Annotated in this window: 19 protein-coding genes and 1 tRNA gene; 15 read left to right on the forward strand and 5 right to left on the reverse strand. The window is 67.1% G+C overall.

Going from position 1 to position 26627, the window contains the following annotated elements; all coding sequences use genetic code 11:
* Window positions 1–215: 215 nt before the first annotated feature.
* Together DSM100685_RS02960 and DSM100685_RS02965 are read left to right on the forward strand one after the other, a co-directional pair.
* Window positions 216–289: transfer RNA gene (locus tag DSM100685_RS02960), tRNA-Lys, on the forward strand.
* Window positions 290–398: 109 nt separating this feature from the next.
* Window positions 399–1127, forward strand: coding sequence for an MIP/aquaporin family protein (locus tag DSM100685_RS02965; protein WP_152349866.1), 729 nt, complete (start codon window positions 399–401; stop codon window positions 1125–1127).
* Window positions 1128–1563: 436 nt separating this feature from the next.
* On the opposite strand, the gene DSM100685_RS02970 is transcribed toward DSM100685_RS02965, so the two are convergent.
* The gene (locus DSM100685_RS02970; protein ID WP_152349867.1) at window positions 1564–2478 is read right to left on the reverse strand and encodes a hypothetical protein; all 915 of its coding nucleotides are present in this window, start codon (window positions 2476–2478) and stop codon (window positions 1564–1566) included.
* 119 nt (window positions 2479–2597) lie between these two features.
* Between DSM100685_RS02970 and gluQRS the strand changes: the two genes are divergently transcribed.
* The 3 genes from gluQRS (at window position 2598) to DSM100685_RS02985 (ending at window position 5687) form a co-directional block, all read left to right on the forward strand.
* Window positions 2598–3740, forward strand: coding sequence for a tRNA glutamyl-Q(34) synthetase GluQRS (gene gluQRS, locus DSM100685_RS02975; RefSeq protein ID WP_152349868.1), 1143 nt, complete (start codon window positions 2598–2600; stop codon window positions 3738–3740).
* Window positions 3741–3850: 110 nt separating this feature from the next.
* A complete protein-coding gene (locus DSM100685_RS02980; protein WP_152349869.1) occupies window positions 3851–4687 on the forward strand; it encodes a YggS family pyridoxal phosphate-dependent enzyme in 837 nt (278 codons plus the stop codon).
* Window positions 4688–4871: 184 nt separating this feature from the next.
* A complete protein-coding gene (locus DSM100685_RS02985) occupies window positions 4872–5687 on the forward strand; it encodes a fumarylacetoacetate hydrolase family protein (protein WP_152349870.1) in 816 nt (271 codons plus the stop codon).
* Window positions 5688–5782: 95 nt separating this feature from the next.
* On the opposite strand, the gene DSM100685_RS02990 is transcribed toward DSM100685_RS02985, so the two are convergent.
* Complete coding sequence (locus tag DSM100685_RS02990) at window positions 5783–6709, reverse strand: AEC family transporter (protein ID WP_152349871.1); 927 nt, start codon at window positions 6707–6709, stop codon at window positions 5783–5785.
* A gap of 222 nt (window positions 6710–6931) precedes the next feature.
* On the opposite strand from DSM100685_RS02990, the gene DSM100685_RS02995 reads away from it, so the two are divergent.
* The 3 genes from DSM100685_RS02995 to DSM100685_RS03005 all read left to right on the forward strand — a co-directional run bounded on the left by DSM100685_RS02995 (window position 6932) and on the right by DSM100685_RS03005 (window position 10851).
* On the forward strand, window positions 6932–8014 hold the full coding sequence (locus DSM100685_RS02995) for an ABC transporter substrate-binding protein (RefSeq protein WP_152349872.1): 1083 nt from the start codon (window positions 6932–6934) through the stop codon (window positions 8012–8014).
* Between the two features lie 309 nt (window positions 8015–8323).
* Complete coding sequence (locus DSM100685_RS03000; RefSeq protein WP_152349873.1) at window positions 8324–9517, forward strand: nucleoside hydrolase; 1194 nt, start codon at window positions 8324–8326, stop codon at window positions 9515–9517.
* A gap of 191 nt (window positions 9518–9708) precedes the next feature.
* Window positions 9709–10851, forward strand: a complete 1143-nt coding sequence (locus tag DSM100685_RS03005) for a sensor histidine kinase (protein WP_152349874.1) — start codon at window positions 9709–9711, stop codon at window positions 10849–10851.
* Window positions 10852–10881: 30 nt separating this feature from the next.
* Here the strand turns inward: DSM100685_RS03005 and DSM100685_RS03010 are convergent, their stop codons facing one another.
* Window positions 10882–11457 carry a response regulator transcription factor gene (locus DSM100685_RS03010; protein WP_240811878.1) on the reverse strand — a complete coding sequence of 192 codons (576 nt, stop codon included), beginning with the start codon at window positions 11455–11457 and terminating at the stop codon, window positions 10882–10884.
* 255 nt (window positions 11458–11712) lie between these two features.
* Here DSM100685_RS03010 and DSM100685_RS03015 point away from each other — a divergent pair, with 255 nt between their 5' ends.
* Window positions 11713–12387, forward strand: coding sequence for a hypothetical protein (locus DSM100685_RS03015; RefSeq protein WP_152349876.1), 675 nt, complete (start codon window positions 11713–11715; stop codon window positions 12385–12387).
* 196 nt (window positions 12388–12583) lie between these two features.
* Window positions 12584–15316 (forward strand): ATP-dependent chaperone ClpB, encoded by a 2733-nt coding sequence (gene clpB / locus DSM100685_RS03020; protein WP_163200791.1) that lies wholly within the window; start codon window positions 12584–12586, stop codon window positions 15314–15316.
* Between the two features lie 306 nt (window positions 15317–15622).
* Here the strand turns inward: clpB and DSM100685_RS03025 are convergent, their stop codons facing one another.
* Window positions 15623–18214 (reverse strand): HAD-IC family P-type ATPase, encoded by a 2592-nt coding sequence (locus tag DSM100685_RS03025; RefSeq protein WP_152349877.1) that lies wholly within the window; start codon window positions 18212–18214, stop codon window positions 15623–15625.
* Between the two features lie 211 nt (window positions 18215–18425).
* Between DSM100685_RS03025 and DSM100685_RS03030 the strand changes: the two genes are divergently transcribed.
* Window positions 18426–19796: a DNA recombination protein RmuC gene (locus DSM100685_RS03030; RefSeq protein WP_152349878.1), complete on the forward strand. Its 1371-nt coding sequence runs from the start codon at window positions 18426–18428 to the stop codon at window positions 19794–19796.
* 51 nt (window positions 19797–19847) lie between these two features.
* Here the strand turns inward: DSM100685_RS03030 and DSM100685_RS03035 are convergent, their stop codons facing one another.
* On the reverse strand, window positions 19848–20837 hold the full coding sequence (locus DSM100685_RS03035) for an AraC family transcriptional regulator (protein WP_152349879.1): 990 nt from the start codon (window positions 20835–20837) through the stop codon (window positions 19848–19850).
* A gap of 265 nt (window positions 20838–21102) precedes the next feature.
* Between DSM100685_RS03035 and DSM100685_RS03040 the strand changes: the two genes are divergently transcribed.
* The 4 genes from DSM100685_RS03040 to DSM100685_RS03055 all read left to right on the forward strand — a co-directional run bounded on the left by DSM100685_RS03040 (window position 21103) and on the right by DSM100685_RS03055 (window position 26622).
* Window positions 21103–22473 carry an ABC transporter substrate-binding protein gene (locus DSM100685_RS03040; protein WP_152349880.1) on the forward strand — a complete coding sequence of 457 codons (1371 nt, stop codon included), beginning with the start codon at window positions 21103–21105 and terminating at the stop codon, window positions 22471–22473.
* A gap of 200 nt (window positions 22474–22673) precedes the next feature.
* Window positions 22674–24017 (forward strand): glycoside hydrolase family 28 protein, encoded by a 1344-nt coding sequence (locus DSM100685_RS03045; protein ID WP_163200789.1) that lies wholly within the window; start codon window positions 22674–22676, stop codon window positions 24015–24017.
* 1 nt (window position 24018) lies between these two features.
* A complete protein-coding gene (locus DSM100685_RS03050; RefSeq protein ID WP_152349882.1) occupies window positions 24019–25779 on the forward strand; it encodes a glycoside hydrolase family 2 protein in 1761 nt (586 codons plus the stop codon).
* 243 nt (window positions 25780–26022) lie between these two features.
* Window positions 26023–26622 carry a type I phosphoribosyltransferase gene (locus DSM100685_RS03055; RefSeq protein ID WP_239512600.1) on the forward strand — a complete coding sequence of 200 codons (600 nt, stop codon included), beginning with the start codon at window positions 26023–26025 and terminating at the stop codon, window positions 26620–26622.
* The last annotated feature ends 5 nt before the right edge of the window (window positions 26623–26627 follow it).

Consider the following 26627-nt stretch of genomic DNA (forward strand, 5'->3'; position numbering starts at 1 on the left):
CTGCCGGCACGGGCAATCCGCGACACGCCGAAGCGGCATGAATTTGGCCTCCGAACCGCCCGATTTTGGGTGATTCGGAGGTCAAATTCGTCTCCGCGGCGATTTCTGGGCAAAAACCGGGGTCTCAAAAACGTTGAAAAACATCGGCGTGTCGCGGAATTTGCATTTCGCGCGAATCTGAGTATATTTATCACTCGGCTCAAGAAATGACCAACGCCCCTGTAGCTCAGTTGGTTAGAGCAGCTGACTCTTAATCAGCGTGTCCAGGGTTCGAATCCCTGCGGGGGCACTTCCTCACCCGGCGTTGCGAGAAATCGCACGCCGGGTTTTTTGTTGCCCGCACGGCCGGTCGCTCGCGCGGACGCGAGGAACCTTCCAGCGACAAAGAGAGAGAAGCAATGGAATACAGCCTCATGACCAAGCTGGCCGCCGAATTCCTCGGCACGGCCATCCTCATGATCTTCGGCAACGGCTCCGTGGCCAACGTCGAGCTCAAGAACACCAAGGGCCACCACGCCGGCTGGCTGAACATCGCCATGGGCTACGGCTTCGGCGTCATGTTCCCGGTCCTCATGTTCGGCGCGGTCTCCGGCGCGCACATCAACCCGGCCATGACCATCGCGCAGGCCGTCAACGGCATGTTCCCGTGGTCCGAGGTGCTGCCGTACATCGTCGCGCAGCTGCTCGGCGCGCTCGTGGGCCAGCTCGTGGTGTACATCACCTACTACCCGCACTACAAGGAGACCGAGGAGGCCGAGGCCATCCTGGGCTCTTTCTGCACCACCGACGCGCACAACGACAAGGTCAACTACTTCCTCAACGAGTTCTTCGGCACCCTGGTGCTCGTGGTGGGCGCGCTGTGCTGCCTCGTGCTGCCGTGGGGCAAGGCCGACCCGGCCGCCGCGTCCATCGTGGTCGGCTTCATCGTGTGGGGTCTGGTGACCTCCATGGGCGGCCCGACCGGCCCCGGCCTGAACCCGGCCCGCGACCTCATGCCGCGACTGCTGCACCAGATCCTGCCCATCCCGCACAAGGGCGACTCCCGCTGGGGCGAGGCGTGGATCCCGGTGGTGGCCCCCATCGCCGGCGCCATCGTGGGCGCGTGGATGTTCCAGTTCTTCGCCTGAGTTTTTCGTTCGGGCTTTTCGGCTCGCCTCTGCGGGGCGGGGTGGCGTTGCGGCATGTGCCGCGGCGTTGCCCCGCCCCGTTTTTGTTTTAATTTGGCGGTTTGAGGCGGTTTGAGGCGGCGGGTCGATGGATGGCCCTGCTTGTGGCTTAGTGTCGCCCGAGCTGGGCGTGCGCCGCGGCAGAGGTTGGCGTCCTGCAGATGGAGTAGCTCTCTTTTGAAGAGTTTGGCGCCGAAAACTGCTTATTCCTTGCCTCCTTTGACGGCGAAGCGCACGTCGGAAAACCGATTTTCGATTCGTGTGGTGGTTTTCCGGCACATGCTTGGATATGGGCATTGCAATAACGGCGGAATGATCCTGCCGATATCCGGGATAATGACTCAAAACCACCACACGAATCGAAAATACCGCTGTCGTTCCGTAACAAGGTTCGGCTTTACACCGGTAATTGGGCATTGCGCCGGTTGTGGGACCTGCGTGCATCCGCCGTTTGATATAGCGTCATGAGAGGAGACGGCGTCAGGACGACCTTCAGCCTGTCGCTGAGCAGCATGGCCAGATTCTCGATGAATTCCTCGCATTGAGACTGATCGATGAAAATGCGATTGTCGGGCTCCAGCCAGACCCATCCACGGGTGCGCAAAAAATCGCGCCTTCCGCGATCCAGCCGTGCTTGGTGCACGTCCGTGTCATGCTGGGAACCTTGGTATTCGATGGCGATCTTCAAATTCGGATACGCCATGTCGAAATGCAGCATGCCGCCGCTGCCTGCGGGAATGCCGTAGTTGACCTGAGGGCAGGGCAGCCCGTACCGCATGATGAGCAGACGAGTCAGGGTCTCCCGGGACGAGTCGGTGGATTCGCGCATGAGCCGCATCGCCAGCTTGCACTTTCGTTTGGATGGGAATTTGCCCGGCCCGACGAGCATGTTGTCGAAGTCGGATGCCGCCGCCAGACGCAGTTTGGGATTCCTGCGCATCAATGCGTCGCCGAGAACCACAAGTTCCTCCAACGTCAGCTGGGGAGAGATTTGAGCCCATGCCACGCATGGCCCCACGCACATCAAGCCATTGTACGGAATTTGGACATCCGCGACGCCGCTCCAAACGTGTGGCGCGACGGTGAGCAGGGGCTGTCGCTGCTCCTGACGCGAGACGCACACGTGCAGCTCCTCGCGGGCGTCGCGGGCGATGCGGTCGGGCAGTTCGGCGCCGAGCAGCAGCAGCGCCGTCGAATGGCTGAAGACGAGGCGCTGGGAGGTGCGCGACGCGGCCTCGAGGCATCGCGCGATGGTTTCCTCGCGGCGCTTGGCGAGCGTGGTGAGGAGGATGCTGCTGAAATCGGCGTTCATGGCTTCACGGTATGGACGGCGTTCCCGCGCTCGCAAGCCGGGCCGACGCATCGGTGGATAAGTGGACAACTCGCGTCGCGGTGGATAACAGGGCATGCCGGCGCGGTAGGGTGGCGGGTATGAGCGAAACGAATGGGAGGCCCGGAGCGCCCGGGAAGACGGTCGGCCGGTTCGCGCCCACGCCGTCGGGCCGCATGCACGTGGGCAACGCGTACGCCATGCTCGCGGCGTGGCTGTCCGCGCGGGCGGCGGGACGGGCGTCCGGCGCCGGTTCGCGCATGGTGCTGCGCATCGAGGACATCGACCGTCCCCGCGTGGTGAAGGATGCCGACCGTTGGATTATGGACGATCTGGCGTGGCTCGGCCTCGACTGGGACGGCGAGCCCGTCTACCAGTCCGCGCGGCTCGACCGCTACGAGCAGGTGTTCGGGGATCTGTGCGACCGCGGGCTCGTCTACCCGTGCTTCTGCTCGCGCGCGGACATCCGCGCCGCGTCCGCCCCGAACGAGGGCGACGGGTTCGTGGTCTACCCGGGCACGTGCCGCCGCCTGATCGAGACCGACCCGGACGAGGTGCGCCGGTGCGTCGAGGCGGGGGAGCAGCATTCGTGGCGCGTCGCCGTGCCGGAAGAGGGAATCCCGTCCCTGTCCGCAACGGTGACCTTCGACGACCGCCTGTTCGGCCCGCAGCGCTACGACCTCGCCCGCGACGTGGGCGACACGGTGATCCGCCGCTCGGACGGCCTGTTCGCCTACCAGCTCGCGGTGACCGTGGACGACCTCGACATGGGTGTGACGGACATCGTGCGCGGGCGCGACCTGCTGCGCTCCACGGCGTTGCAGCTGTACATCCGCGATCTTATGCAGGACGCGGGCTCGCGCGCTCCATACGAGTCGCGCGTTCCGCAGGTCCCGCCCGCGCCGCGCCCGTCGTTCGCGCACCTGCCGCTGATCGACAACGCGCAGGGCCGACGCATGGCCAAACGCGAGCATTCGATGGACTTGGGATTCCTGCGCTCGCGGGGGGTGAGGCCGGAGCAGGTGGTCGGCTACTGCGCGTGGCTGCTGGGGTTGGGCGGCCCGCAGCCGGAGCCGGCGCCCATGACCGCCGCGGAGGCATTGGATGCGTTCGTGGCCGCCGGCGGCTGGGAGGGTCTGCGCTCCGATGATGCCGGGCGCGCCGGCCACGCGGGCCGTCCCGGTCTTGCCGACCGCGTCATGCCGGACCAGCCGGCCGCCCTGGAACCGCCGCATCATGCATGACCGTTCCGGGGCGTCACCAGTTCCGCCCATGCGATGACCTGTGTTCCGGGCGCCCATGCGACTACACTCATGGGCGAGGAAAACGGATGGACGGCAACGAGGGGAGTGGCATGACCGCGTACATGGATCACAAGGATCTGGCCAACGAGACCATCGACGACGCACGCGCGCGGCAGATCGCGGACGGCGTGCACCGCGTGCTCGACGGCATCGCCGAGGCGGAGTCGGCGAGCGGCCGCGCGGCCGGGGAGGTCCGCCTGCTCGCCGCGACCAAGACGCGCGACGTGGGCGAGATCATGGCCGCGATCGACGCCGGCGTGCGCATGATCGGCGAGAACCGCCCGCAGGAGGTGGAGGTCAAGTCCGCCGGGCTGGCGCGGCTGTGCGCCGAGCGCGGCTTCGCGCTGGGGGCGATCGTCGCGTCCGGGAGCGGCCAGACCGGCGCGCAATCCCCGCTGACCCCGCTGCCGTTCCACCTCATCGGCCAGCTCCAGTCCAACAAGATCAACAAGGTGCTGCCGTCCGTCACGACCATCGAGTCGGTGGACTCGTTCGAGCTCGCGCAGAAGATCGCCCGGCGCGCGGCGGCCCGCGGAGTCACGGTCGGCGTGCTGCTCGAGGTCAACGAGTCGGGCGAGGAGTCGAAGTCCGGGTGCGATCCGGCGGCCGCGCGGGACTTGGCGGCGCGGATCGGCGCGCTGGAGGGTCTGCGCCTGGAGGGCCTGATGACGATCGGCGCCCACGTGGACGACGAGGCGACGATCCGCCGCGGATTCGCCCATTTGCGCGAGACGCGCGACGCGGTTCTGGCCTCCGGCGAGCCGGGCACCGCGGAATGCCGCGAGCTGTCGATGGGCATGACCAACGACATGGCGCTCGCGATCGACGAGGGCTCCACGATCGTGCGCGTCGGCACCGCGATCTTCGGCCCGCGCGCGTTCATCTGAGCGTCGCGCCGTGTTCGGTCGCGGCATATGCCGACTGTTCGCATGGTGTGCGGCACTTTTCGGATGCCGCGGACATCCATCTTCGTTCCGTGCGGCACCCATATCACGAGGTAAAAAGTGCCGCACACTCCGCGGATAGGCCGCGAAACCGGCGAGGTGCGGGCGGGCGAGTAGACTGGCAGCCATGAGAATCGCACGTTTTTCGCTCAATGGCACCCCTCGTTACGCCTTCGTCCAGCAGGACCAGAACGACGGCAAGGACTATCTCGTCGAGCTCGACGGCTACCCGCTCGGCGCCGGCGCGGTCAAGCCCACCGGCCAGCGCTACGCCCTGGACGCGGACGGCATCCGTCTGCTCGCGCCCGTGATCCCGTCCAAGATCTTCGGCCTGGCCAAGAACTACGAGGCCCACGCGCAGTTCATGCACGAGGCCGGCCACTCCGACGTGGCGCACGCCCCGGAGGACATGTGGATCTTCACCAAGCCGAGCACCTCCGTGATCGGCCCCGACGACCCGATCGTGATTCCGCCGTGCTCGAACGACATGAACTTCGAGCCGGAGGTGGCCGTGGTGATCGGGCGCATGGCCAAGAACGTGTCCGAGCTGGAGGCCATGGACTACGTGCTCGGCTACACGTGCGTGAACGACGTGACCCTGCGCGACCTGCAGGGCAAGGACCCGATGTGGACGCGCGCCAAGGGCTTCGACACCTCCTGCCCGCTCGGCCCGTGGATCCAGACCGAGTTGGACTGGTCGGACGCGAAGATCTCGTTCTCCCTCAACGGCGAGGACGTGCCCGAGGCGTCCGGCACCACCGCGAACCTCATCCACTCGATCCCGCAGCAGATCGCCGCGATCTCGAGCTTCTCCACGCTGCTGCCCGGCGACGTGATCATGACCGGCACGCCCAACGCGTCCGGCCACCTCGCGCCCGGCGACGAGCCCGTGGTGCACATCGAGGGCATCGGCAGCCTGCGCAACGTGGTGGTCAAGGGCTGAGCCGTCAAGCGGATAGTTCGGTCGGTGGGCTATCCGTAGGCTCGGCCGGGCGGTCAGCGGTCCGCCAAGGACCGTAATGACGGGTCTGAAAGGCCCTACATGCTCACGACGGCGTGAATGGCCGTCATGGCGACGAGCCCGAGCACGCCGGTGACGGTGAGGCTGAAGCCGGCGAGCTTCGGGTTGCCGGTGAGCGAGTCGGTGAACTTGGTCGAGAAGATGGTCACCGGGCTGGCCGCGCACAGCAGCATGATGCCGCGGATGTGCCGGTCGAACGGCAGCAGCGTCCAGCCCGCCGCGCCGATGAGCACGGCGAACAGCGCGCGCCACGCGATCACCTTCATGAGCTCCATGCGGTCCTTGCGCTCGGACGGGATCTCCATCATGAGGCCGATCATCGCCATGGTCATGAACGCGTTGGCGTTGGCGAACGGCGTGACGAGCGAGACGATCCAGTGCGGGATCGTCACGTGCGCCACCATGAGCACGAGCATGAGCATGTACGTGTCGAACGAGGTGGAGCTCAGGAAGTCGCGCGCCACGCTGCGGATCTTGAGCCCGAGCGGCAGGGACTGCGCCGCGTCGCCCATGTGCAGCAGGCTCTTGGTGAGCGTCAGCGCGAGGGCGGTGGCCACCATGGCGTTGCCGATGTCCATCATGACCACGGGAAGGCCGGCCGCCGGCCCGATGAGCGTCTGCGCGACGGGCAGGCAGAACGCGCCCAGATTGAGGCCCGACGCGTTGAGGATCTGGTAGGCGCGGTAGCGGGTTTCGTCGCCGCGCGAGCCGAGGAACACGACGAACATGGGGATGATGGCGCACACGAAGCCGAACAGCACGATCCACAGCATGGACATGTCGTGCTCGTTGGTGGCGAAGCTCATCACGATCGCGCACGGCAGCGTGAGGTTGAAGACGAGTCCCTGCGCGACCCGGTAGTCGCGGTCGGTGAAGATATGCAGATGCTTGAGCGCGTAGGTGGCGATGATCACCAGCAGCAGCGATCCTGATTGAAACAGCACGAGGGCGAGTATAGGAGCCTTGCGTTGCGGGTGTGCGGGGTGGGTCGTATAATCGATAAGCTTTTGCGACGTCGATGTGTGGCAAACCTGCGCCTTGGAGAGAGCGGGCGCGAGGGGACTTCGACGTTCGCGCCGCCGGCCCTACCCGTCGCGCTCTGCCGGTGAGTGCTTTTCCAATGCTCCCAGAGCGCGGCGATTCAAGAGATGGATTAGGGAATCATCATGAAGATCATGCGCAAGCTCGTCGCGCTCGTGGGCGCGGCCGCCATGGCGTTCTCGCTGGCCGCGTGCGGCGGCGAAGCGAATACAACCGCCCAGACCTCCGGCAACGCCTCGTCCTCCGCGTCCAAGGAGCTCAAGAAGGTCACCTTCATGCTCGCCTGGGTGCCGGACACCAACCACATCGGCGTCTACGTGGCCAAGAACAAGGGCTACTTCAAGGACGCCGGCCTCGACGTGGACATCATCGCCGTGGGCCAGTCCGGCGCCGAGCACGCCGTGTCCACCGGCCAGGCCGACTTCGCGCTGTCCAACCTGACCAACGCCGCGAGCTACAGCCTCAAGGGCGCTGGCATCATCCAGACCCTTCAGGTGCAGCAGAAGCCGTCCGCCGTGTGGTGCGCGCTCGCGTCCAACACGTCGATCAAGTCCCCGAAGGACTTCGACGGCAAGACCTTCGCCACCTTCGGCTCCAACGAGTCCGACGCCGTGATCCGCCGCATGATCCAGGCCGACGGCGGCAAGGGCGAGTTCGACAAGGTGACCGTGGGCACCAACACGTTCCAGACCCTCACCTCCGGTCAGGCCGACTTCGGCGGCTTCTACGCCACGTGGGAGGGCGTGCAGGCCGAGATGTACGGCCCGGCGCTCAACTGCTTCACCGAGCCCGACTACGGCGTGCCCGGCAACGCGGACGGCATCGGCATCATCACCTCCGAGAAGATGATCAAGGAGGATCCCGACACGGTCCGCGCCTTCACCCAGGCCGCGCAGAAGGGATACGAGTACGCGTACGACAACCCGGACGAGGCCGCGCAGATCCTCGTGGACGACGCCGGCGACTCCACGCTGCAGGTCGACTTCGTCAAGCGCAGCATGCAGGTGATCACCGAGGGCCAGTACTGGGGCGACAAGGCCAAGATCAAGGACGGCTCCTTCGTGCTCGGCACCAACGACTTCGACGGCGTGCAGAAGTACCTCGACTTCATCGCCGAGGCCGACGCGTTCACCGACGCGAACGACAACGTGGTCAAGCAGGCTCCCAAGGTGTCCGACGTCTCGACCAACGAGTTCCTCGCCAAGTAGGTTCCGCCGGTGATTTCACCGGTGCAGTCGCAGCCGATCGACGCCGGCGCGTGCGCATTCCTCGTGCGCATGCGCCGGCGTCGTCGTATTCGCCCGCCCCGCCGTCCTTCCGGTTTATCCCCCGGTCAGTGCGCGCGGCGCGGCTGCTGGGCCTTCCGGGGAGCATTGGTATTGTTTTTTGGAGCTGGTGACGGCGTGGGCACAATGTGGGCACATCGTGGGCACAATGGGACCACGTGCGCAAAACAGCCTGCCGCCCTTGACGCGGGGCACGGGGCCGCGGGCGGGCGAATGAGCGAAAGGAACGACATGACCGAGCCGAAGCGAATCGTGCTGGACGTGGACACGGGCATCGACGACACGCTGGCCCTGTGCTATCTGCTTGCGGCGGCGCGCGCGGGGGAGTGTGAGCTGGCGGGCGTGATCGGCACGTATGGCAACGTGCTGGCGTCCACGGCCGTGCGCAACAACCGGGCGGTGCTGGAGCTGTTCGGGGCGGCCGGCGTTCCCGTGCCGCGCGGATGCGTGTGCCCGTCGTGGGCCGACGGATTCGCCGTGGACGAGGGGTGCGCGCGGTTCCATGGCGTCAACGGGCTGGGCAACGTGGATCCGGCGCGGTACATGGCCGATGCGGCCGATGCAGCCGGAGTGGTCGGAGTGGTCGGAGTGGCCGGTGCGGCGGACGGCGGCGCGGACGGCGTCGAAACGGTCGTGGGACACATGGCCGAGCTCGACCGCCCGGCGGCGCTGTCGCTCGGCGGCGAACGGCATGACCTCGCGCCTGCCACGTCCGGACTGGCGTGCGACGCCTCCTGCGCCAACCGTCCCTCCGAGTGGCGGGACGAGGGCGTGCCCGAGGGCGTGCGGCTCATCGTCGACGAGGTGCGTGCGCACGGGCGGGACGTGACCATCCTCGCCACCGGACCGCTCACCGACGTGGACGCCGCGATCAAGGCCGCGCCGGACATCGCCGCGGACATGCGGCTCGTCATCATGGGCGGCTCGCTCACGCAGGAGGGCAACTGCTACGACCTCATCTGCGAAACCAATATCTTCCAGGATCCGGAGGCCGCGAACCGCGTGTTCCGCGCCGTGGGCGACGTGACCATGATCGGCCTCGACGTGACCCACCAGTGCCTCATGACCCGCGCCGACGCCGCCGCGTGGAGGGCGACCGGCACGCCGCGCGGCGCGTTTCTCGCGGACATGGTCGGCTTCTACATCAACGCGAACGAGTCGTCCGACCCGATCTTCCTGGCCGGCAGCCCGCTGCACGACCCGCTCGCCGTCGCCGTGGCGCTCGACCCGGGTCTCGTGGCGTGCTTCGACGTCAACATGATGGTCGAGACGGCCACCGGCAACGGCCATGGCTTCCGCGGCCGCACGATCGGCGACCCGACCCGCCTGCGCGATCCGCGCAAGACCGCGCACGTGGCCCTGAACGTGGACGCGTCCCGCTTCACCGCCCTGTTCCGCGACCGCCTGACGGATTTGTGCGCGTGAGCCGAGGCCGTCCCCGGGCCGTCCGTGCGCCCTACAATGGAGACGTTCGATGACGAGTTGGGGCGCCCATGCACATACGTTGGTCATTCATCCGCAATCGTCCGCGCGCGAGTGCGGGCGTGGTGCACACCGTTGCGGCGGCGATCTGTCTGGCGGCGGCGATCAGCGAATGGAGCACGGTCGCCGTGGTCATGTCGCCGCTGGACATGGCGATTTCCGGGGCGTATGCGCTGGCGCTGCTGGCGTTGCCGCTGCGTCCGGTGGCGGCGAGCGCGGCGATCGTGGTCGTGACGCTCGCCGAGGTGATGATGCCCATGGATTCGTGGGCGGTGCAGAGCATGTGGGGACTGTGGTATGCCCTGATCGTGCTGACGATGCGCGGACTGCTGTGGCCGGCCGTCGCGGCGATCGTGGTGCTGTCGTGCCTGTCGTTGGCGCAGGGCGACCGGATGCTCATCACCACGTTCCATCCCTCGATGATGCTCATGCTCCCGTTTCTCGTTGTCGCGTGCATGCTGGGGCTCGGCATGCGCATGTGGCGCTTGGAGATGCGTCGCAAGGAGCGCGCCGAAGCGCGGCGGGCGTTGTTGGAGCGGGAGAACGCGCAATACCGTGAGCGGCTGGACCTGCTGCACCGGCTGCATGGCGAAGTGGCCGGCTCGCTGGCCTATGCGGTGCTGCTGTGCCGGCGCATGCGGGAGGAAAACGGGCGGTCGGCGGAGGCCGATTCGGATTCCGCGGGGTATGCGGCGCGGGTCGAAGAGGCCGTGACGCAGGCGCTTGGGTCGTTGCGGCATGGGGTGATCGAGCCGACGCGCCGTCTGGTGGAGGAGGGGCCGCCGGTTGGGGCCGCCGACGGGCATCCGAGCGAGGGAACCGCCGCGTCCGGCGATGCCATGGCCACGATCAGGCGACATGTGGAACGCGCCGCCGATCGGTTGCGCGGCGTGGGTCTGCCGTGCGAAACCGTGGTGCGCGGCGATCCGTCGGGACTGGACGGGGAGCGGGCCGCGCTGATCGTCCGCGTCGTCGATGAAATGGGCAACAACATGGTCAAGTACGCCGTGCCCGGTCCGTGTGCGATCGCCGTCGTGGCGGACGATGCGGGTGGCGTGCGCGTGTGGTCGTCCAATGCGTGCGCGGGTGCGAATGCGGGCGAAGCCGAAGACGCGGGCGAAGTCGGGGACGGCGAATCGTCTCTGAGCGGGGGAACGGGTCTGGCCTTGCTGCGCGACAGCCTCGCCGTGTATGGAGGAAGCCTGACGGTCTCCCGCGAGGACGACATTTGGACCGCATCGGCCGTATTGCCGGCGCCGATCGCCCCGACCGTTTGAACGACAAGGGCGCGACCCGCTCGGCAGACTTTAGATCAATCCGCGCCGCAGGCAGGCGATCACGGCCTCGGTGCGCGAGTGGGTCCCGAGCTTTTCAAACGCGCGGCGGGCATAGGTTTTCACGGTGGTCAGCCCCACATGCATGCGATGCGCGATGGCCTCATTGGTGAGACCGTCCGTGTAGAGGCGCATCACCTCCAATTCCTGATCGCTCAACGGCTTGGCCGCGCTTTCGCCCGCCAGCCATGCGAGCATCGACGCATTGCCGGATATGCGGGCCAGCTCGGCAAGCAGGTCGGGCGTGGGAATGATCTTGTCCAGTACGGCGGCGAACGGCGAGGAATCATCGTGTTCGGCGCGTGTTGGCTGTTCAATGGCGAATGCGGTAATGCCCACCACGGGGATTCCGGGGGAAGCGGCGTGCATGCGCCGGGCCAGCTCGGCTCCGTCGACTCCGGGCATCTGGAGGTCCGTGAGCACCATGTCCGGGGTCCGCCGCGAAAGGGCGTCGACGGCGCTCGACGCGGTCCAGGCGACTTCAACCGGCGCGCCGGAGCCATTGATGTTGCGTTCCAGCATGCGCAACACCAGAGGATCGTTGTCCACGATGCCCAAGCGAAGCGGGGTTCCGGAACGTGAATGGTGACCCGTGCCTTCGGTTATGTTTCCGGTTACGCCGCGTTGCCGTGCCGCCATTGTCTCCTACCCCCTGTGGTTCATGATCCCTTGGCATCAGTATAGGATGCGACCGTTCGGACGACGGGGCGGCAGAGCGGCGTGCGGTCGGGCCGGATAGGCTGGAGGCATGCGGACGCGGAGTGGATTCGCGGTGGTGCTCGTCACAATTGAAGGGATACGGCCATGAGAAGAACTGTCGCCGTAATGGGCATATTGGCGATGCTGATGCCACTGGTGTCGCTGACGGCGTGTGGCTCGGGCGCCGGTGCGTCGTCGGCGGATGGAAGTGGTCGTGCCTCCGCCGCGCTGCCAAAGGACGTGTCGTACAGCCGCGAAGCGGACGTGGCGCAATATCGGGCCGATTTGGACGCGCTCGCCAAACGGACCGGCAACGATTTCCTGTCCGCGATCATCGCGGACAACACCATCACCGCCGACGAAATGAACGAGGCGAAGCGGCGCATGCAGCAGTGCTACTCCGATCTGGGCTATAAGGCCGTGCAAACCGACGACAGCGGCGGCATCGTCGTCGTCAGGGCCGACGGCGGCGATGTGAGGAATGACGGCAATGCGCTGACCGCCGCGGACAAGCGGTGCCAGACGGACTCCGGGTATGCGATGCTGACGGGCATCTACTTCAACGCCGTGCGCAATCCCGATCGTCTTGATTTGGTGCCTTATACCGTGCGGTGTCTCATTGATCATGGGATTGTGGACCCGTCGTATACCGTGCAGGATTATCAGCGTGATTCGCAGAACAGGAACGGGCCGTACAAGGTTCAGGACGAGGATCCGGAAGGTACGCAGGGGCGGCAGGTAACGCAATGCGGTCGTGACCCGCTCGGCAAACTGGGCTAGCGGGTGGCGGAGCCTCGTGCGGCTGCGTGGCAAGGCTGCTTGGCGTGCCCACGTAATGCAAAACTTGAGTGTGTTGGGCTCAACTTTTGGGAATAGAATGGGTGGCAGGTCGGTTGACCATATCAGACAACGACATTGCGCCGGGGTCCGCGGCCGCGAGGGCGGTCGGCTTCGGCGCGCTACGTAGGAGGACGATATGGAACAGAAGTTCACGACGATGGCGCAGGAAGCCATAGGGGACGCCATCCAGAGTGCCTCCGCCGCGGGCAACGCCCAGGTGGAGACGCTGCATCTCGTTGACGCGCTGCTGCGTCAGGAGCAGGGCGTGGTGCGCGGGCTGATTCAGGCCGCGGGCGGCGATCCGCAGCGCATCGGCGCGGCCGTGCGCAACGCGCTGGTCGGCCTGCCGAGCGCGTCCGGCTCCACCACCTCCCAGCCGCAGGCGAGCCGTCAGCTCACCGCCGCGCTGGCGCAGGCGGAGAAGGAAATGCAGGCGATGGGCGACGAATACGTGTCCACCGAGCACCTGCTCATCGGCATCGTGGCGTCCACGCCGAACCAGAGCGCGGACATCTTCAAGCAGAACGGCGTGACCGCGGACGCCCTGCGCAAGGCCGTGCCCGGCGTGCGCGGCGGCGCGAAGGTCACCAGCCCGGACGCCGAGGGCAGCTACAAGGCGCTGGAGAAGTACTCCACGGACCTTACGGCCCAGGCGAAGGAGGGCAAGCTCGACCCGGTGATCGGCCGTGATTCGGAGATCCGCCGTGTCATCCAGATCCTGTCCCGCCGCACCAAGAACAACCCGGTGCTGATCGGCGAGCCCGGCGTCGGCAAGACCGCCGTCGTCGAGGGACTGGCCCAGCGCATCGTCGCCGGCGACGTGCCGACCACGCTGCAGGGCAAGAAGCTCATTTCGCTGGACCTCGGCTCCATGGTGGCCGGCTCCAAGTACCGCGGCGAGTTCGAGGAGCGCCTCAAGGCCGTCCTGAACGAGATCAAGAGCGCCAACGGGCAAATCATCACGTTCATCGACGAGATCCACACCATCGTGGGCGCCGGCGCCGCGGAGGGCTCCATGGACGCGGGCAACATGCTCAAGCCCATGCTGGCCCGCGGCGAGCTGCGCCTGATCGGCGCGACCACGCTGGACGAGTACCGCGAGAACATCGAGAAGGATCCGGCGCTGGAGCGTCGTTTCCAGCAGGTGTTCGTGGGCGAACCGAGCGTGGAGGACACCATCGCGATTCTGCGCGGCCTGAAGCAGCGCTACGAGGCCCACCACAAGGTGACGATCGGCGACGATGCGCTGGTCGCGGCCGCGACGCTGTCGAACCGCTACATTTCGGGCCGTCAGCTGCCGGACAAGGCCATCGATCTGGTGGACGAGGCCGCCGCGCACCTGCGCATGGAGCTCGACTCGCAGCCCGAGGAGATCGATGAGCTGCAGCGCAAGGTGACGCGCCTCGAAATGGAGGAGATGCAGCTCAAGAAGGCCGAGGACCCCGCGTCCAAGGAGCGTCTGGGCAAGCTGCAGGCCGAGCTCGCGGACACCCGCGAGAAGCTGGGCGGCCTCAAGGCCAAGTGGGACGCCGAGCAGGCCGGCCACAACAAGGTCGGCGACCTGCGCGCCAAGCTGGACGACCTGCGCGTCGAGGCGGACAAGGCCACCCGCGAGGGTGATCTCGCCAAGGCGTCGAAGATCCTGTACGGCGACATTCCGGCCATCCAGAAGGAGCTGGCCGCCGCCGAATCCGCGGACGCCGAGTCCGTGGAGGACGGCGCCGCCAAGCCGGAGCCGATGGTCCCCGACCGCGTGGACGCCGATTCCGTGGCCGAGATCGTCTCCGACTGGACCGGCATCCCCGTCGGCCGCCTCATGCAGGGCGAGAACGAGAAGCTCCTGCACATGGAGGAGTACCTTGGCAAGCGCGTGATCGGCCAGAAGGAGGCCGTGCAGGCCGTGAGCGACGCCGTGCGCCGTTCGCGCGCCGGCATCTCCGATCCGAACCGCCCGACCGGCTCGTTCCTGTTCCTCGGCCCCACCGGCGTGGGCAAGACCGAGCTCGCCAAGGCGCTCGCGGACTTCCTGTTCGACGACGAGAGGGCCATGGTGCGCATCGACATGTCCGAGTACATGGAGAAGGCGTCCGTGTCCCGCCTGATCGGCGCCGCGCCTGGCTACGTGGGCTACGAGCAGGGCGGTCAGCTGACCGAGGCCGTGCGTCGTCGCCCGTACTCGGTGGTGCTGTTCGACGAGGTGGAGAAGGCCAACCCGGAGATCTTCGACGTGCTGCTGCAGGTGCTCGACGACGGTCGTCTGACCGACGGCCAGGGCCGGACCGTGGACTTCAAGAACACGATCCTCATCATGACCTCCAACTTGGGTTCGCAGTTCCTCGTGAACGAAGACATGGACGCGGACGCCAAGAAGAAGGCCGTGATGGACGCGGTGCACATGAACTTCAAGCCGGAGTTCCTCAACCGCCTGGACGACATCGTGATGTTCCACCCGCTCACCCGCGAGGAGCTGGGCAGCATCGTGGACATTCAGGTCAAGGGCGTGGCCGCGCGCCTGACCGAGCGTCGCATCAGCCTCGACGTGACCGACTCGGCCCGCGAGTGGCTCGCCAACACCGGCTACGACCCGGCGTACGGCGCCCGTCCGCTGCGTCGTCTGGTGCAGACCGAAGTCGGCGATCAGTTGGCCCGCATGCTGCTGGCCGGCAAGGTCCACGACGGCGACACCGTGCTGGTCGACCAGACCGGCGGCGACCATCTGGAGCTGTCCGCGTGGGCGTCCGACAAGATCGTCCCCGACGATCCGGACGTCTCCGTGGACCATGTGGAGGCCGACGGCGACGACAAGGGCGCCGGGCGGACCGGCGACGGCTCCGGTGCTTCGGGTGCCGCGGGCGCGTCGGGCAAGTGATGATGTGATGTCGCGGGGCGGTGGCGTTGCGTCGGCGCCCCGCGGATCGACCTGCCGTCGATAATCTGAAATCCGAACATGACTTGGGCGGGGTGGGAATGCCGAATGATCGGCATTCCCACCCCGCCCATTGTGTTCCCATAGTGTTTTTATGCCATTGCCGGTCTTGGTCAGCGTTTGCTCCGACCATTGGCTTTGGCCGGCGGTGGCGGATCCGCGCCCGCCATTGCGCCGCTGCCGCCGTCTCGGCGTTGCTTGTCGGCCTAGAGCGGTTCGACTGGTGCGCCGCGGTCGCGGTTCGACCGGTTAGCTCAGGAAGACCTGCGGGGCCTTCATGAAATTGGTGGCGCAGTGCTCGCCGCAGAAGTAGTAGGTCTTGCCCTCGTACTCGCGGGTGATCGCGTCGGCGTTGACGGCGACGGTCATGCCGCAGACCGGATCCGTGGCGGTCTCGCCGTGGACGGGCTGGTCCATATGCATGTGATGCATGTTCATGGTGTTCTCCTTGTTGGTTGCGGTGGCATCGCCGGTGTTGGCGCTGTCAAGCTGGGTGAATTCGGTGTGCTCGTCGATGATGACCCGCACGTCATGCGCATGGGCGGCGTTCGCGCCGGTGCCGCTCGTCGCATCGGCGTCGCCGGAATGACCGTGGCCCTCATGCGATTGTGCGGTGCCGACGGCGTCCTCGCGGATTCTCGCATAGCGCAGGCGATTCGCGTTGAGCACGAGGCAGACGGAACTCAGGGCCATTGCGAGTCCGGCGATCATGGGGCTGAGCAGCCACCCGGTGAACGGGTACAGGATGCCGGCGGCGAGCGGGATGCCGATGACGTTGTAGCCGAACGCCCAGGCCAGGTTCTCCTTGATGTTGGTCATGGTGGCGTTGGACAAGTTGATGGTGCGCAGCACGCCGCGCAGATCGCCGCTCATGAGCGTCACGTCGGCGGACTGCATGGCCACGTCGGTGCCGGTGCCGATGGCGAACCCGACGTCCGCCTTGGCGAGAGCCGGGGCGTCGTTGATGCCGTCGCCCACCATGGCGATGAGTTCGCCGCTCCGGCCGTCCCGGTCGCGCTCGGCCTGCAGCTTGGCGATCCAGTCCGCCTTGCCGTCCGGGCGCACTTGGGCGATGACGGTGTCGATGCCGACCTCGCGCGCGATGCCCTCGGCCACGTCGGCGCGGTCGCCGCTGAGCATCACCGTGCGGATGCCCGCATTGCGCAGCGCGGCCACGGCCTGCTTGGAACCATCCTTGATGGTGTCGTTGACGTACGACGCCTTGTCGAGCGACGACCCGGCGTCGGTGACGCCGCGCGTGATGGTGCCGGTCTTGTCGAACACGACCGTGCGGATCAGGCGCGCCTGCTCCAGCGCCTGCGCGGACGTGACGAGCACGCCGTTCGTGGCGCCCAGACCGGTGGCGACGGTCACGGAAAGCGGCGTGGCCAGTCCCAGCGCGCACGGGCAGGCGATGATGAGCACGCTCACGGCCGCGATGAGGGCATGGGCCAGCTTCGGCTGAGGGCCGACCGTCAGCCAGATCGCGAACGTCCAGATCGCGATGATCATCACCGCGGGCACGAAGACGCGCGCGATGCGGTCGGCGAGCCGCTGCACCGGAGCCTTGGTGGCCTGCGCGCGGGACACTAGCGTGATGATCTGCGACAGCACGGTGTCGCCGCCGGTCTGGGTCACGCGCATGACGAACGCGCCCCTGAGCGTCATGGTGGCGCCGGTCACGGCGTCGCCTTCGCGCTTGTCCATCGGCTTCGACTCGCCGGTGATCATCGATTCGTCCACCTGCGCCGAGCCCGCCACGATGACGCCGTCGGCGGGAATGCGCTCGCCGGGGTGGATGACCAGCAGATCGTCCACCGCGACGCGGTCGATGTCCACGTCGGAGCCCGTGCTCAGGAGCTTCCAGTGGGCCTCGCCGGCGTCGAGGTCGGTCTGGTTGATGCGGCGGGCGGATCTCGGCGCGAGCTTGATGAGCGACTGCACAGCCTTGCCGGTGCCTTCGCGCGCCTTGGCCTCCAGCAGTCGGCCGACCAGCACCAGCGTGATGACCACGCCCACGGATTCGAAGTAGGGGTCCTGCGAGCCCGACGGCATGAGGCTGGACGCCACGCAGACGACCAGACTGTACAGGTATGCGGCGCTGGTGCCGAGCGTGACCAGCGAGTTCATGTCGGGGCTGCGGTGGCGCAGGGCCGACCACCCGACGCGGTGGATCGGATTGCCGCAGTAGAACATGACCGGGGTGACGAGAATGGCCTGAAGCCACGGGGTGGTGAGCCAACCGGGCAGCATGTTGCCGTGCATGGACAGCATGGCGATGGCGAACACCGGGAGGGTGAAGACGGCCGCGATGATCGTCAGCCTCGTGGTGGATCGGATTTCCTCGCGCCGCTCCTCGGCGTCGAGCCGCTCGTTCTCCAAGGCGTTCGCCGGAGCCGAAGCGGCGCGGGGCGTCCCTGCGCCCGCGGGCGTGACGGCGTTGGACTGTTCCGTCGCATCGCCGGTTACCTTGAGCAGGCCGTGGACCATGTTCATGCCGCAGGCGAACGGGTATTCTCCGGCGGGCAGCGCGGGCAGCTCCACGGAGGTCTTCGCGTTGCCGGGCAGCGCGGCGTCCAGCCCCAAGTCCACGAACACCACATGGGACGTGCATTCGCCCGTCTCCTGACGGTCGAACACCAATGTGGTCGGCAGGCCGGCCTTGAGTTCGATGACGTCCGGCGAATAGCCGCCGCGCACGGTGATGGCGGCGGTCTGCGAGTCAGCGCCGACGGTGCTGGCCGCCGCCTCGCGCTCGGCGAAGAAGAAGCGGATGACCGCCCACGTGAGCAGTCCGGCCACGATGATCGCTATGGCCAGCATGAACAGATCGAAACCCATCGTTCCTCCTTCGTTGTCAGTACGCGGCCAACTCTACGCGAGCCGGCGCATCGGGCATAGACCGCGGCCCGCTTTTTGCCTACGGGCTTGATATAGAACGTATGTTCGACCATGGACGTGCGGCGTGTTGCCTTGTGGCAGTAAGGATTCCTTGTGACTGCACCATGTTCGCTTCGGGGTGAAGTCCATGCGAACTGCTGTTATAGAACACATGTTCGATATTGCGATTGTGGCGACGTTGGTCGCGGTGCTGGTGATCGGAGTCCTGCTGGGACTCCTCGCGGGCTACCTGTTCGGCAAGGGCAGGGGAGCCGAATCCGTGCGCGCTCAGGCGACGCACGAGTTGGAGGACGGCCGTTCCCGTCTGGAAACCATGCGCTCCGATTTGGAGCGGGCCAACGCGCAGGCGGTCGCGGCCCGCACCCAGACGGAGGGCTTGGAACGTCAGCTCGGTTACGTGCAGTCCCAGCTGGCGCAGGCGCAGCAGGCCGAGCAGGTGCGGCTGCAGCGCGAGCGTGAGAGGGCCCAGGAACAGGCGGAGCAGCGCGAGCGCGAGCGCGAGGCGGCGCTCAAGGAGCAGAGCAAGGTGTTGAGCGCCTTGGCTCCCGTGCAGAAGAACCTCGACGCGCTGCAGCTCAAGGTGACGCAGATCGAGGAGGGACGCAAGCATGAGATGGGCGCTCTGAGCGAGCAGCTCAAGGGGCTGGGGGAGCAGCAGTCCCGGCTGGACCGCGAGACCAGCTCGCTTTCGGCCGCGCTGCGCAACAACAAGGTGCGCGGCGCGTGGGGCGAGGCCCAGCTCAAGAACATCGTGGAGTCCGCAGGGCTGCTGGACCATGTGGACTTCGACACGCAGGTGGTCGTCACCGACGCCGAGGGCCGCATCCAGCGGCCGGACATGGTGGTGCACCTGCCCGGCGGCAAGACCATTCCGATTGATGCGAAGGTGCCGTACGCCAGCTACCAGCGCGCCTGCGAGATCCCGGACACGGCCTCGCCGGAGGAGCTGGACCGCAAGGCGGACCTGCTGCGCGCCCATGCGCACGACCTGCGCGAGCACGTCCGCGCGCTATCCGACAAGGCGTATTGGAACGCCTTCCCCGTGGCGCCCGACTTCGTGGTGGCGTTCATCCCCAACGAGGCCCTGCTGCAGGCCGCGCTCGAATCCGATCCGACGCTCATGGACGACGCCTTCGCCCGCAAGGTGGCGCTGACCTCGCCGGTCACGCTGTGGGCCGTGCTCAAGTCCGTGGCCTACGCATGGCAGCAGCAGAGCCTGACCGACGACGCCAAGGTGCTGTTCGACCTGTCGCGTGAGCTGTACGAGCGCTTCGCGGTGCTGGGCGACAAGGCCACCAAGCTCGGCAACGCCATCACCAAGACCGTCGGCGCCTACAACCAGTTCGCCGCGTCGCTGGAGTCGCGTGTGCTGGTCTCCGCGCGCAAGCTCCAGAAGCTCGACCGCTCCCGCGTGATCGGCGACGTGGACCTCATCGACTCGGAAAAGGGCAACATCCGCGAACTGAGCGCCCCCGAAACCCAGCCTGACGACGAGGGGGCGCCCGAAGCGGCCGCGGCCTGAGCGCCCCAAGTCGCGGGCAAGTCGCGGGCGAAAGTTCGGGTGACCGGATGGTCAGGCGGTCTTTCCTCGACGGCCGGCGGCGCGGTAGGTGGTCGGGGACATGCCGACGACGCGTTTGAACGCGGCGGTGAGCACGCGGCGGTCGCTGAAACCGCATTCCCGCGCGATGGCGGGCAGCGGCTCGGCGGTGTCGATGAGCAGCGACTGCGCCAGCTGCACCCGCTCCCGCGTGACGTATTCGTGCGGGGTCATGCCCGTCTGGCGCTTGAACAGGCGGATGAAGTGGTATTCGCTCATATGCGCCTGCCGCGCCAGCGCGCCGACCGTCAGGGGCGCGTCCAGGTGGTCCGACACGTATTCGATCGCCGCGTCGATGTTGCGCGAGCGCGTGCGCGTGGTGGCCTCGCCGTCGCCGCTGAGCAGACAGGCGGTGAGCAGGTCGGTGATGATGCGCGACAGCAGCGGCTCGCTGATGGCGGTCTGCGTGTCGAACAGGCGCAGCAGGTCCATCAGCGGCGTCATGACCGCGGGGACGTCCGAGGGCGTGAACGCGTTCGACAGCGTATCGATCATGAGGCCGCAGTACTGCGGCGCCGTCGGGCCGTCGAAATTCAACCAGATGGCCTCCGTGTCCTCTTCGACGGTGTACTGGAAGCCTCTGGCGCAGTCGATGATGGCCACCTGATGTTGACCGACGCGCCGCGTCACGTCGCCGACGGTCAGTGCCAGCGACCCGTGCAGCACCATGATGAGGAAGTAGGCGTCGGACGGCAGCGGGCGGCGCAGGAATCCGGGCCGGTAGTGGGAAATGCCCACGCGCAGCGGGCACAGGAACATGCCGCGGGCCAACGGACTGGGCGCGTAGATGTAGTAGCGGGAATCGCCGGGAACCTTGCCCGGCCACTCGCGGGTGACCTTGTGCGGGCTGCGGTCCGCATCGCCATCCGCGCCGCGATCCGCGTCCCCGCCGCGGATCGGGCCGTTGCCGCGTTCGCCGTCGCGCTCGTCACCGTGCGCGCCGCCGTCCCTGCCGTCATTCATACTGCCCAACTATAGCAAGAATCATTGCCTCCAACGCAATTCACATGTCACCGAGCATCATGGAACCTTGTATTATCAAGGACATCACGCAGAACATGGAGATGGCGGAACAGCAACATTCCTGTCAATCAACGATGATGCGACGACGATGCAATGACCATGCAATGACCATGCAGCGACGATCGCGCTCCATGCATGCGGGCGGTCCGCCGACGAGGGCGACCGCGCGAAGGAACCGAGACCCACGGAGCGAAGGAGCAAGGACATGTCGGCGCACAACGAACACGGATCGGGCATCCACCCGACGGACAGGCACCAGTCCGGCACGCGCAGGACGATCACCCGCAAGGCGGTTGCCGTCATGGCGGCCACGGCGGCGGTGACGATGGTGCTGTCGGGCTGCGGCGCGGACAGCGGATCGGGCCGCAACGAGGACGGCTCCGTCACCATCAACCTCAACTGGTGGGGCGGCGACGAGCGCGTCAAGCGCACCGAGGAGGCGGTGAAGGCGTTCGAGCAGAGCCACCCGAACATCCACGTCGAAATGCAGTACTCCGACTGGTCCCGCTACTTCGACAAGCTCAACACCGCCATCGCAGGCGACAACGCCCCGGACGTCATCCAGATGGACGAGGCGTCCCTCGCCACCTTCGCCTCGCAGGGCATCCTGCTCGATCTTGGCGAGGTCTCCGACGTGCTGGACCTGAGCGACATCGACCAGTCGCTCGCGGACAGCGGCAAGTGGGAGGGCAAGCAGTACGCCATGCCGATCTCCTCCACGCCGTTCGGCCTCATCATCAACCACGACGTGCTCGACAAGCTCGGCCTGACCCTGCCGGACACCTCCACATGGACGTGGGACGAGTTCATCGACTTCGCCGCGCAGGTGCGCAAGAAGTCCAACGGCGAATACTACGGCATCAACTCCACCATGGGCAACGGCATGAGCCTGCACCTGTGGGCACGCCAGAACAACGAGGCGCTGTACACGAACGGCAAGGTCTCCATCTCCGTGGACACCATGACCAGCTACCTGCAGATGGCCTACGACTGGACCCACGGCGACGAGATCGCTGGCACCACCGACCAGTGGGCCGAGCAGCACAGCGCCACGCTCAACCAGGGCGCGCTCGGCACCGGCAAGGCGGCGATGGGCTTCTCCCAGACCACCCAGCTGCCCGCCTACGTGGCCGCCGCCGGCACGGAGAACATGACGCTCGCCCCCATCCCCAACCTCGGCAAGAACCCCAAGTACGGCTACATGAAGCCCGGCATGCACTGGGTCATCTCCGCGTCGACGAAGGCGCCCAAGGAGGCCGCCGAACTGGTCAACTGGCTGGTCAACAGCGAGGAGGCCGGCGACATCCTCGGCTCCGAGCGAGGCCTGCCCGCCAACAAGAGCATCCTCAAGAAGATGAGCTCGTCCGCCACCGGCGCCGACAAGCAGTCGCTCGACTTCCCCGAGCAGATCGCGGACACGATCGGCGACGCCCCCGAGCCCACGCCGAACGGCGCCAGCAAGCTCAACGAGCTCATCATGCGCTACGAGGAGGATGTGGCGTTCGGCCGCATGGACGCGCGCTCCGCGGCCGAGGCGTTCATCAACGACCTGAGCCACTCGATCGAAACCGCGTGACGCGCCGCACCACACGGCGCCGCACCACAAGGAGTCACGCCGCAAGGAGCCGCCTATAGCACCATCATCAACCCCATCAACCGCATGCAATCCGCATGATTTTTTCCTTTCCGCCGCGGCCGACGCATTGTGCGAGCGTCGGCCGCGGCAACCCCATATCCCACACGAATGCCCAAACACGAAGAATGGTTTTCGCAAAAATGTCCACTTCCGCCGCCGGCGTCCACGCCCCCTCCGCCCCCTCCGCCAGTCAGGCCAGCCGCCCGACCGTTGAACCGAATATCACTGAGCCGAACATCCCCGAACTGAACGTCCCCGAACCGAACATCCCGAATCTTGTCGTCTCCGCAGCCGACCACCCGTCCATCCAGCAGGCCATCGACGCCTGCGCGTCCCTGGGCGGCGGCACGGTGACCGTGCCCGAAGGCGTCTGGCACACCGGCCCGCTGCACCTGAAGAGCCGCATCCGCCTCAACGTGGAGGCCGGCGCGCGCGTCGAATTCAGCGCGGACCGCGAGGACTACCTGCCCCCGGTGTTCACGCGCTGGGAGGGCCTGGAATGCTGGAACTACTCGCCGCTCGTCTACGCCAGGGACTGCGAGGACGTCGCCCTGACCGGCGAAGGCGAGCTGGTCGGCCACGGCGAGGCGTGGTGGGACTGGAAGCGCACGCAGGCGGCCGGTTCCAACGCGCTGTACGACATGGCCGCCGCCGGCGTGCCCGTGGACGATCGCGTGTTCGGCACCGAGGAGGCGGCGCTGCGCCCGTCGTTCGTGCAGTTCATCGGCTGCCGCCGCGTGCTCATCGAAGGCGTCACCGTGCTGGACGGTCCGCAGTGGACGCTGCACCCCGTGTACTGCGACGACGTGGTCGTGCGCGGCGTGACCGTGCGCACTGCCGGACCCAACACGGACGGCCTCAACCCCGACTCGTGCGCGAACGTGCTCATCGAACGCTGCTCGTTCGACACGGGCGACGACTGCATCGCCGTCAACGCGGGCATGAACGAGGACGGCTGGCGCGTGGGCCGTCCGTGCGAGAACATCGTCATCCGCGACTGCGCGATGACCGGCGGACACGCCGCGATCGCCATCGGCAGCGCGGTCTCCGGCGGCATCGGCAACGTGCACGTCCACGACTGCACGATGCGCGGCGTGATGCGCGGCGTGCGCGTCAAATCCATGCGCGGCCGCGGCGGCTACGTGTCCGACCTCACCTTCGAGCGGCTGAGCATCCGCGACGTGGACACCGTGGCGCTGGACGTCAACATGTTCTACGACACCACCACGGTCGAGCCCAAGAGCGCCGCGCCCACCGATCTCGAGCGCGTGGCCTTCCGGGACATCGACATCGCCGGCGCGCCCCTGGGCATCTGCCTCAAGGGCCTGCCCGAGCGGCCGCTGGAGGGTATTGTATTGGACGACATCCGCTGCGCGGCGGACGACGGCATGACCTGCACGGACGTGGAGGGACTCGCCGTGCGCGACGTGGCGTGCACGCACGCGGCGGATACAACGGCAACGACGACGGAACAGGAGCGATGACATGCTGCGTACCTTCAACACCCATGACGTGCGTCCGGCGCGGGAGCTGTCCGGCAGGCTGTGGCGGTTCACCCCGCTCGACGACGCCGACGGCGTGCGCGCGAGCGAATCCTCGATGCGGCCCGTGCCGAGCTGCTGGCAGACGTACCCCGGATTCGAGCAGTACGCCGGCCGCGCCCGGTACGAGACGACGTTCGAGACGACGGACGAAGGCAACGTGCGGCTGGAATTCAAGGGCGTGAGCCACTTCGCCTCGGTGCGCGTGGACGGCGAGACGGTCGCCGAGCACTATGGCTCGTACACGCCGTTCGACGCGGTCGTGCGCGGCCTCAAGCCGGGCGAGCACACGCTGAGCGTGGACGTGGACGGATCGTTCTCCGACCAATACGCGCTCGACGTGCCCAACGACTACATGTCGTACGGCGGCATCTCGCGCGGCGTGGCGCTGGAGCAGGTCGGCGACCTGTTCGTGGAGCGCGTGCACGTGACGCCGGTCCGTCCGCTGGTCGTGGACGGAGGGGCGGACGGCGAAACCGGCGGCTGGGTCGCCCGCGTGCGCGTGCGTGTGCGCAACCTCGCGGACGAGCCGCGCCCGGTCACGGTCGGCGTGCGTCTGCTGGACGTGCCGGAAGGCGAGGCCGCGCAGACGTTCGCCGCCGTCGCCCAGCCGGGGTCGACCGTCTGCGTGGACGAGGAGCTGACGTTCCCGCACGCGCTCACGTGGCGGCCGGAGGAGCCGAACCTGCACCGCGTCGCCGTGACGCTGTTCGACGGCGACGCCCAATCCGGCGCCGTCGCCCGCGAGCCGATCGACGACCTCATCGATCGCGTGGGCTTCCGCACGGTCGAAGTGCGCGGCAACCGCATCCTCGTCAACGGCCGCGCGCCCAGAATCAAGGGCTTCTGCCGGCACGAGGACCATCCCGACTACGGCTGCGCCATCCCGTTCGGCATCATGAACCGCGACCTCATGCTCATCCGCGACATGGGCGGCAACGCCGTGCGCACCAGCCACTACCCGAACGACGAGCTCTTCCTCGATCTGGCCGACGAGCTCGGTATCCTCATCTGGGAGGAGGGGCACGCGCGCGGCCTGAGCGAGGAGCAGATGCGCCACCCGCGCTTCGAGGAGCAGTCCGAGCAAACGATCGCCGAGATGATCGACGCGCACGCCAACCACCCGTCCATCTTCATCTGGGGCATCCTCAACGAGTGCGCCAGCGAAACCGAGTACGGCCGCACCTGCTACGAGGCCCAGTACGCGCTCATCCGGTCGCTGGACGCGAGCCGTCCGGTGAGCTCCGCCACCTGCAAGTTCCACCGCGACATCTGCCTCGACCTGCCGGACGTGGTCTCGTGGAACATGTACCCGTACTGGTACGAGCGGCGGACCGCCACCGACATGGTCTCCGAAACGCACGCGTGGAGCGCCGAGCACGGCGGCGAGGGCAAGCCGTTCCTCGTCACCGAGACCGGCGCCGGCGCGATCTACGGCTTCCGCGACCCGGGCCGCGACATATGGAGCGAGGAGTACCAGGCCTATGCGCTGCGCGAGCAGCTTTCGCAGATCCTCGCGTTCGAGCCGTGCCAGGGCGTGTTCATCTGGCAGTTCTGCGACTGCAAGGTGAGCCGCGACTGGTTCAAGATGCGCCCGCGCAGCCGCAACAACAAGGGCATCGTGGACGAATACCGCCGCCCGAAGCTCGCGTACGACGCGGTCAAGGCCGTGTTCGGCTCCTACGACGGGTATCTGGACGCCTGATCGCCCTGACCCGCGATTTCTGACCTAACGACCCGGATGGGACGGCCCGGAACGGCCGCCCAAACCGCGCGAAAACGGCGGAATCCCAACGCCGCTCGTAAACCGCGGTACGGGCGTATCCGAGCCGTTAGGTCAGAAATCGGCATCGGCGATTAATCTGGGGGCATGGCTTTGACAGATGACGCTTCCACCGGTTTCCGTCCCACCGGGCCCGCCGGCGTGCGCGGCGAGACGCCGCTTGAAATGCAGGATCCCAAGACTCAGCTGGGCCGGCTGCTGGCCGCGTCCGTGGCGCACAAGCCGTTCAGCGAGCTGTCCGACGTGACGTTCCACCACCGCGGCGCCGAGCTCGTGGGCCACGTGCTGCTCGACACGGTGGAGGAGGCCGGCTACACGCTGGACGACTTCGACGCCGTGGGCGCGCTCACCGCCGCCGCCGTGCCGCTGGTCACCTCCATGATCACCGCCGCCGCCTCGCGCGGGCAGGATCTGGACGGCTTCGTGATGGACTTCGTGTACCCGTCCGTGAAGGGCCCGTCCATCAAGGGCAAGCGCGTGATCCTCGTGGATTCGTGGCTGAGCGAGAAGTCCTACGTGCAGACCTCCTCGCTGGTGACCCTGCGCAACGGCAACGAGTTGAGCCTCGACTTCGGCATCGTGGGCAACGAGGGCGCCGAGGTGCTGGCCGTGGCCGCGCTCATCGGCGGCCCGTTCGACGCGCTCAAGGTCATCCACCCGGTGACCGGCGACGAAACCGACCTGCCGTTCATCCGCGCCTTCGACGAGGACGAGCTGCGCGCCGAAGCGGACGACGCGGCGGACGACGCGGCGACCAACGCCTGACGGGC

The sequence above is a fragment of the Bifidobacterium avesanii genome (assembly GCF_009299475.1).
GTDB classification, from domain to species: domain Bacteria; phylum Actinomycetota; class Actinomycetes; order Actinomycetales; family Bifidobacteriaceae; genus Bifidobacterium; species Bifidobacterium avesanii.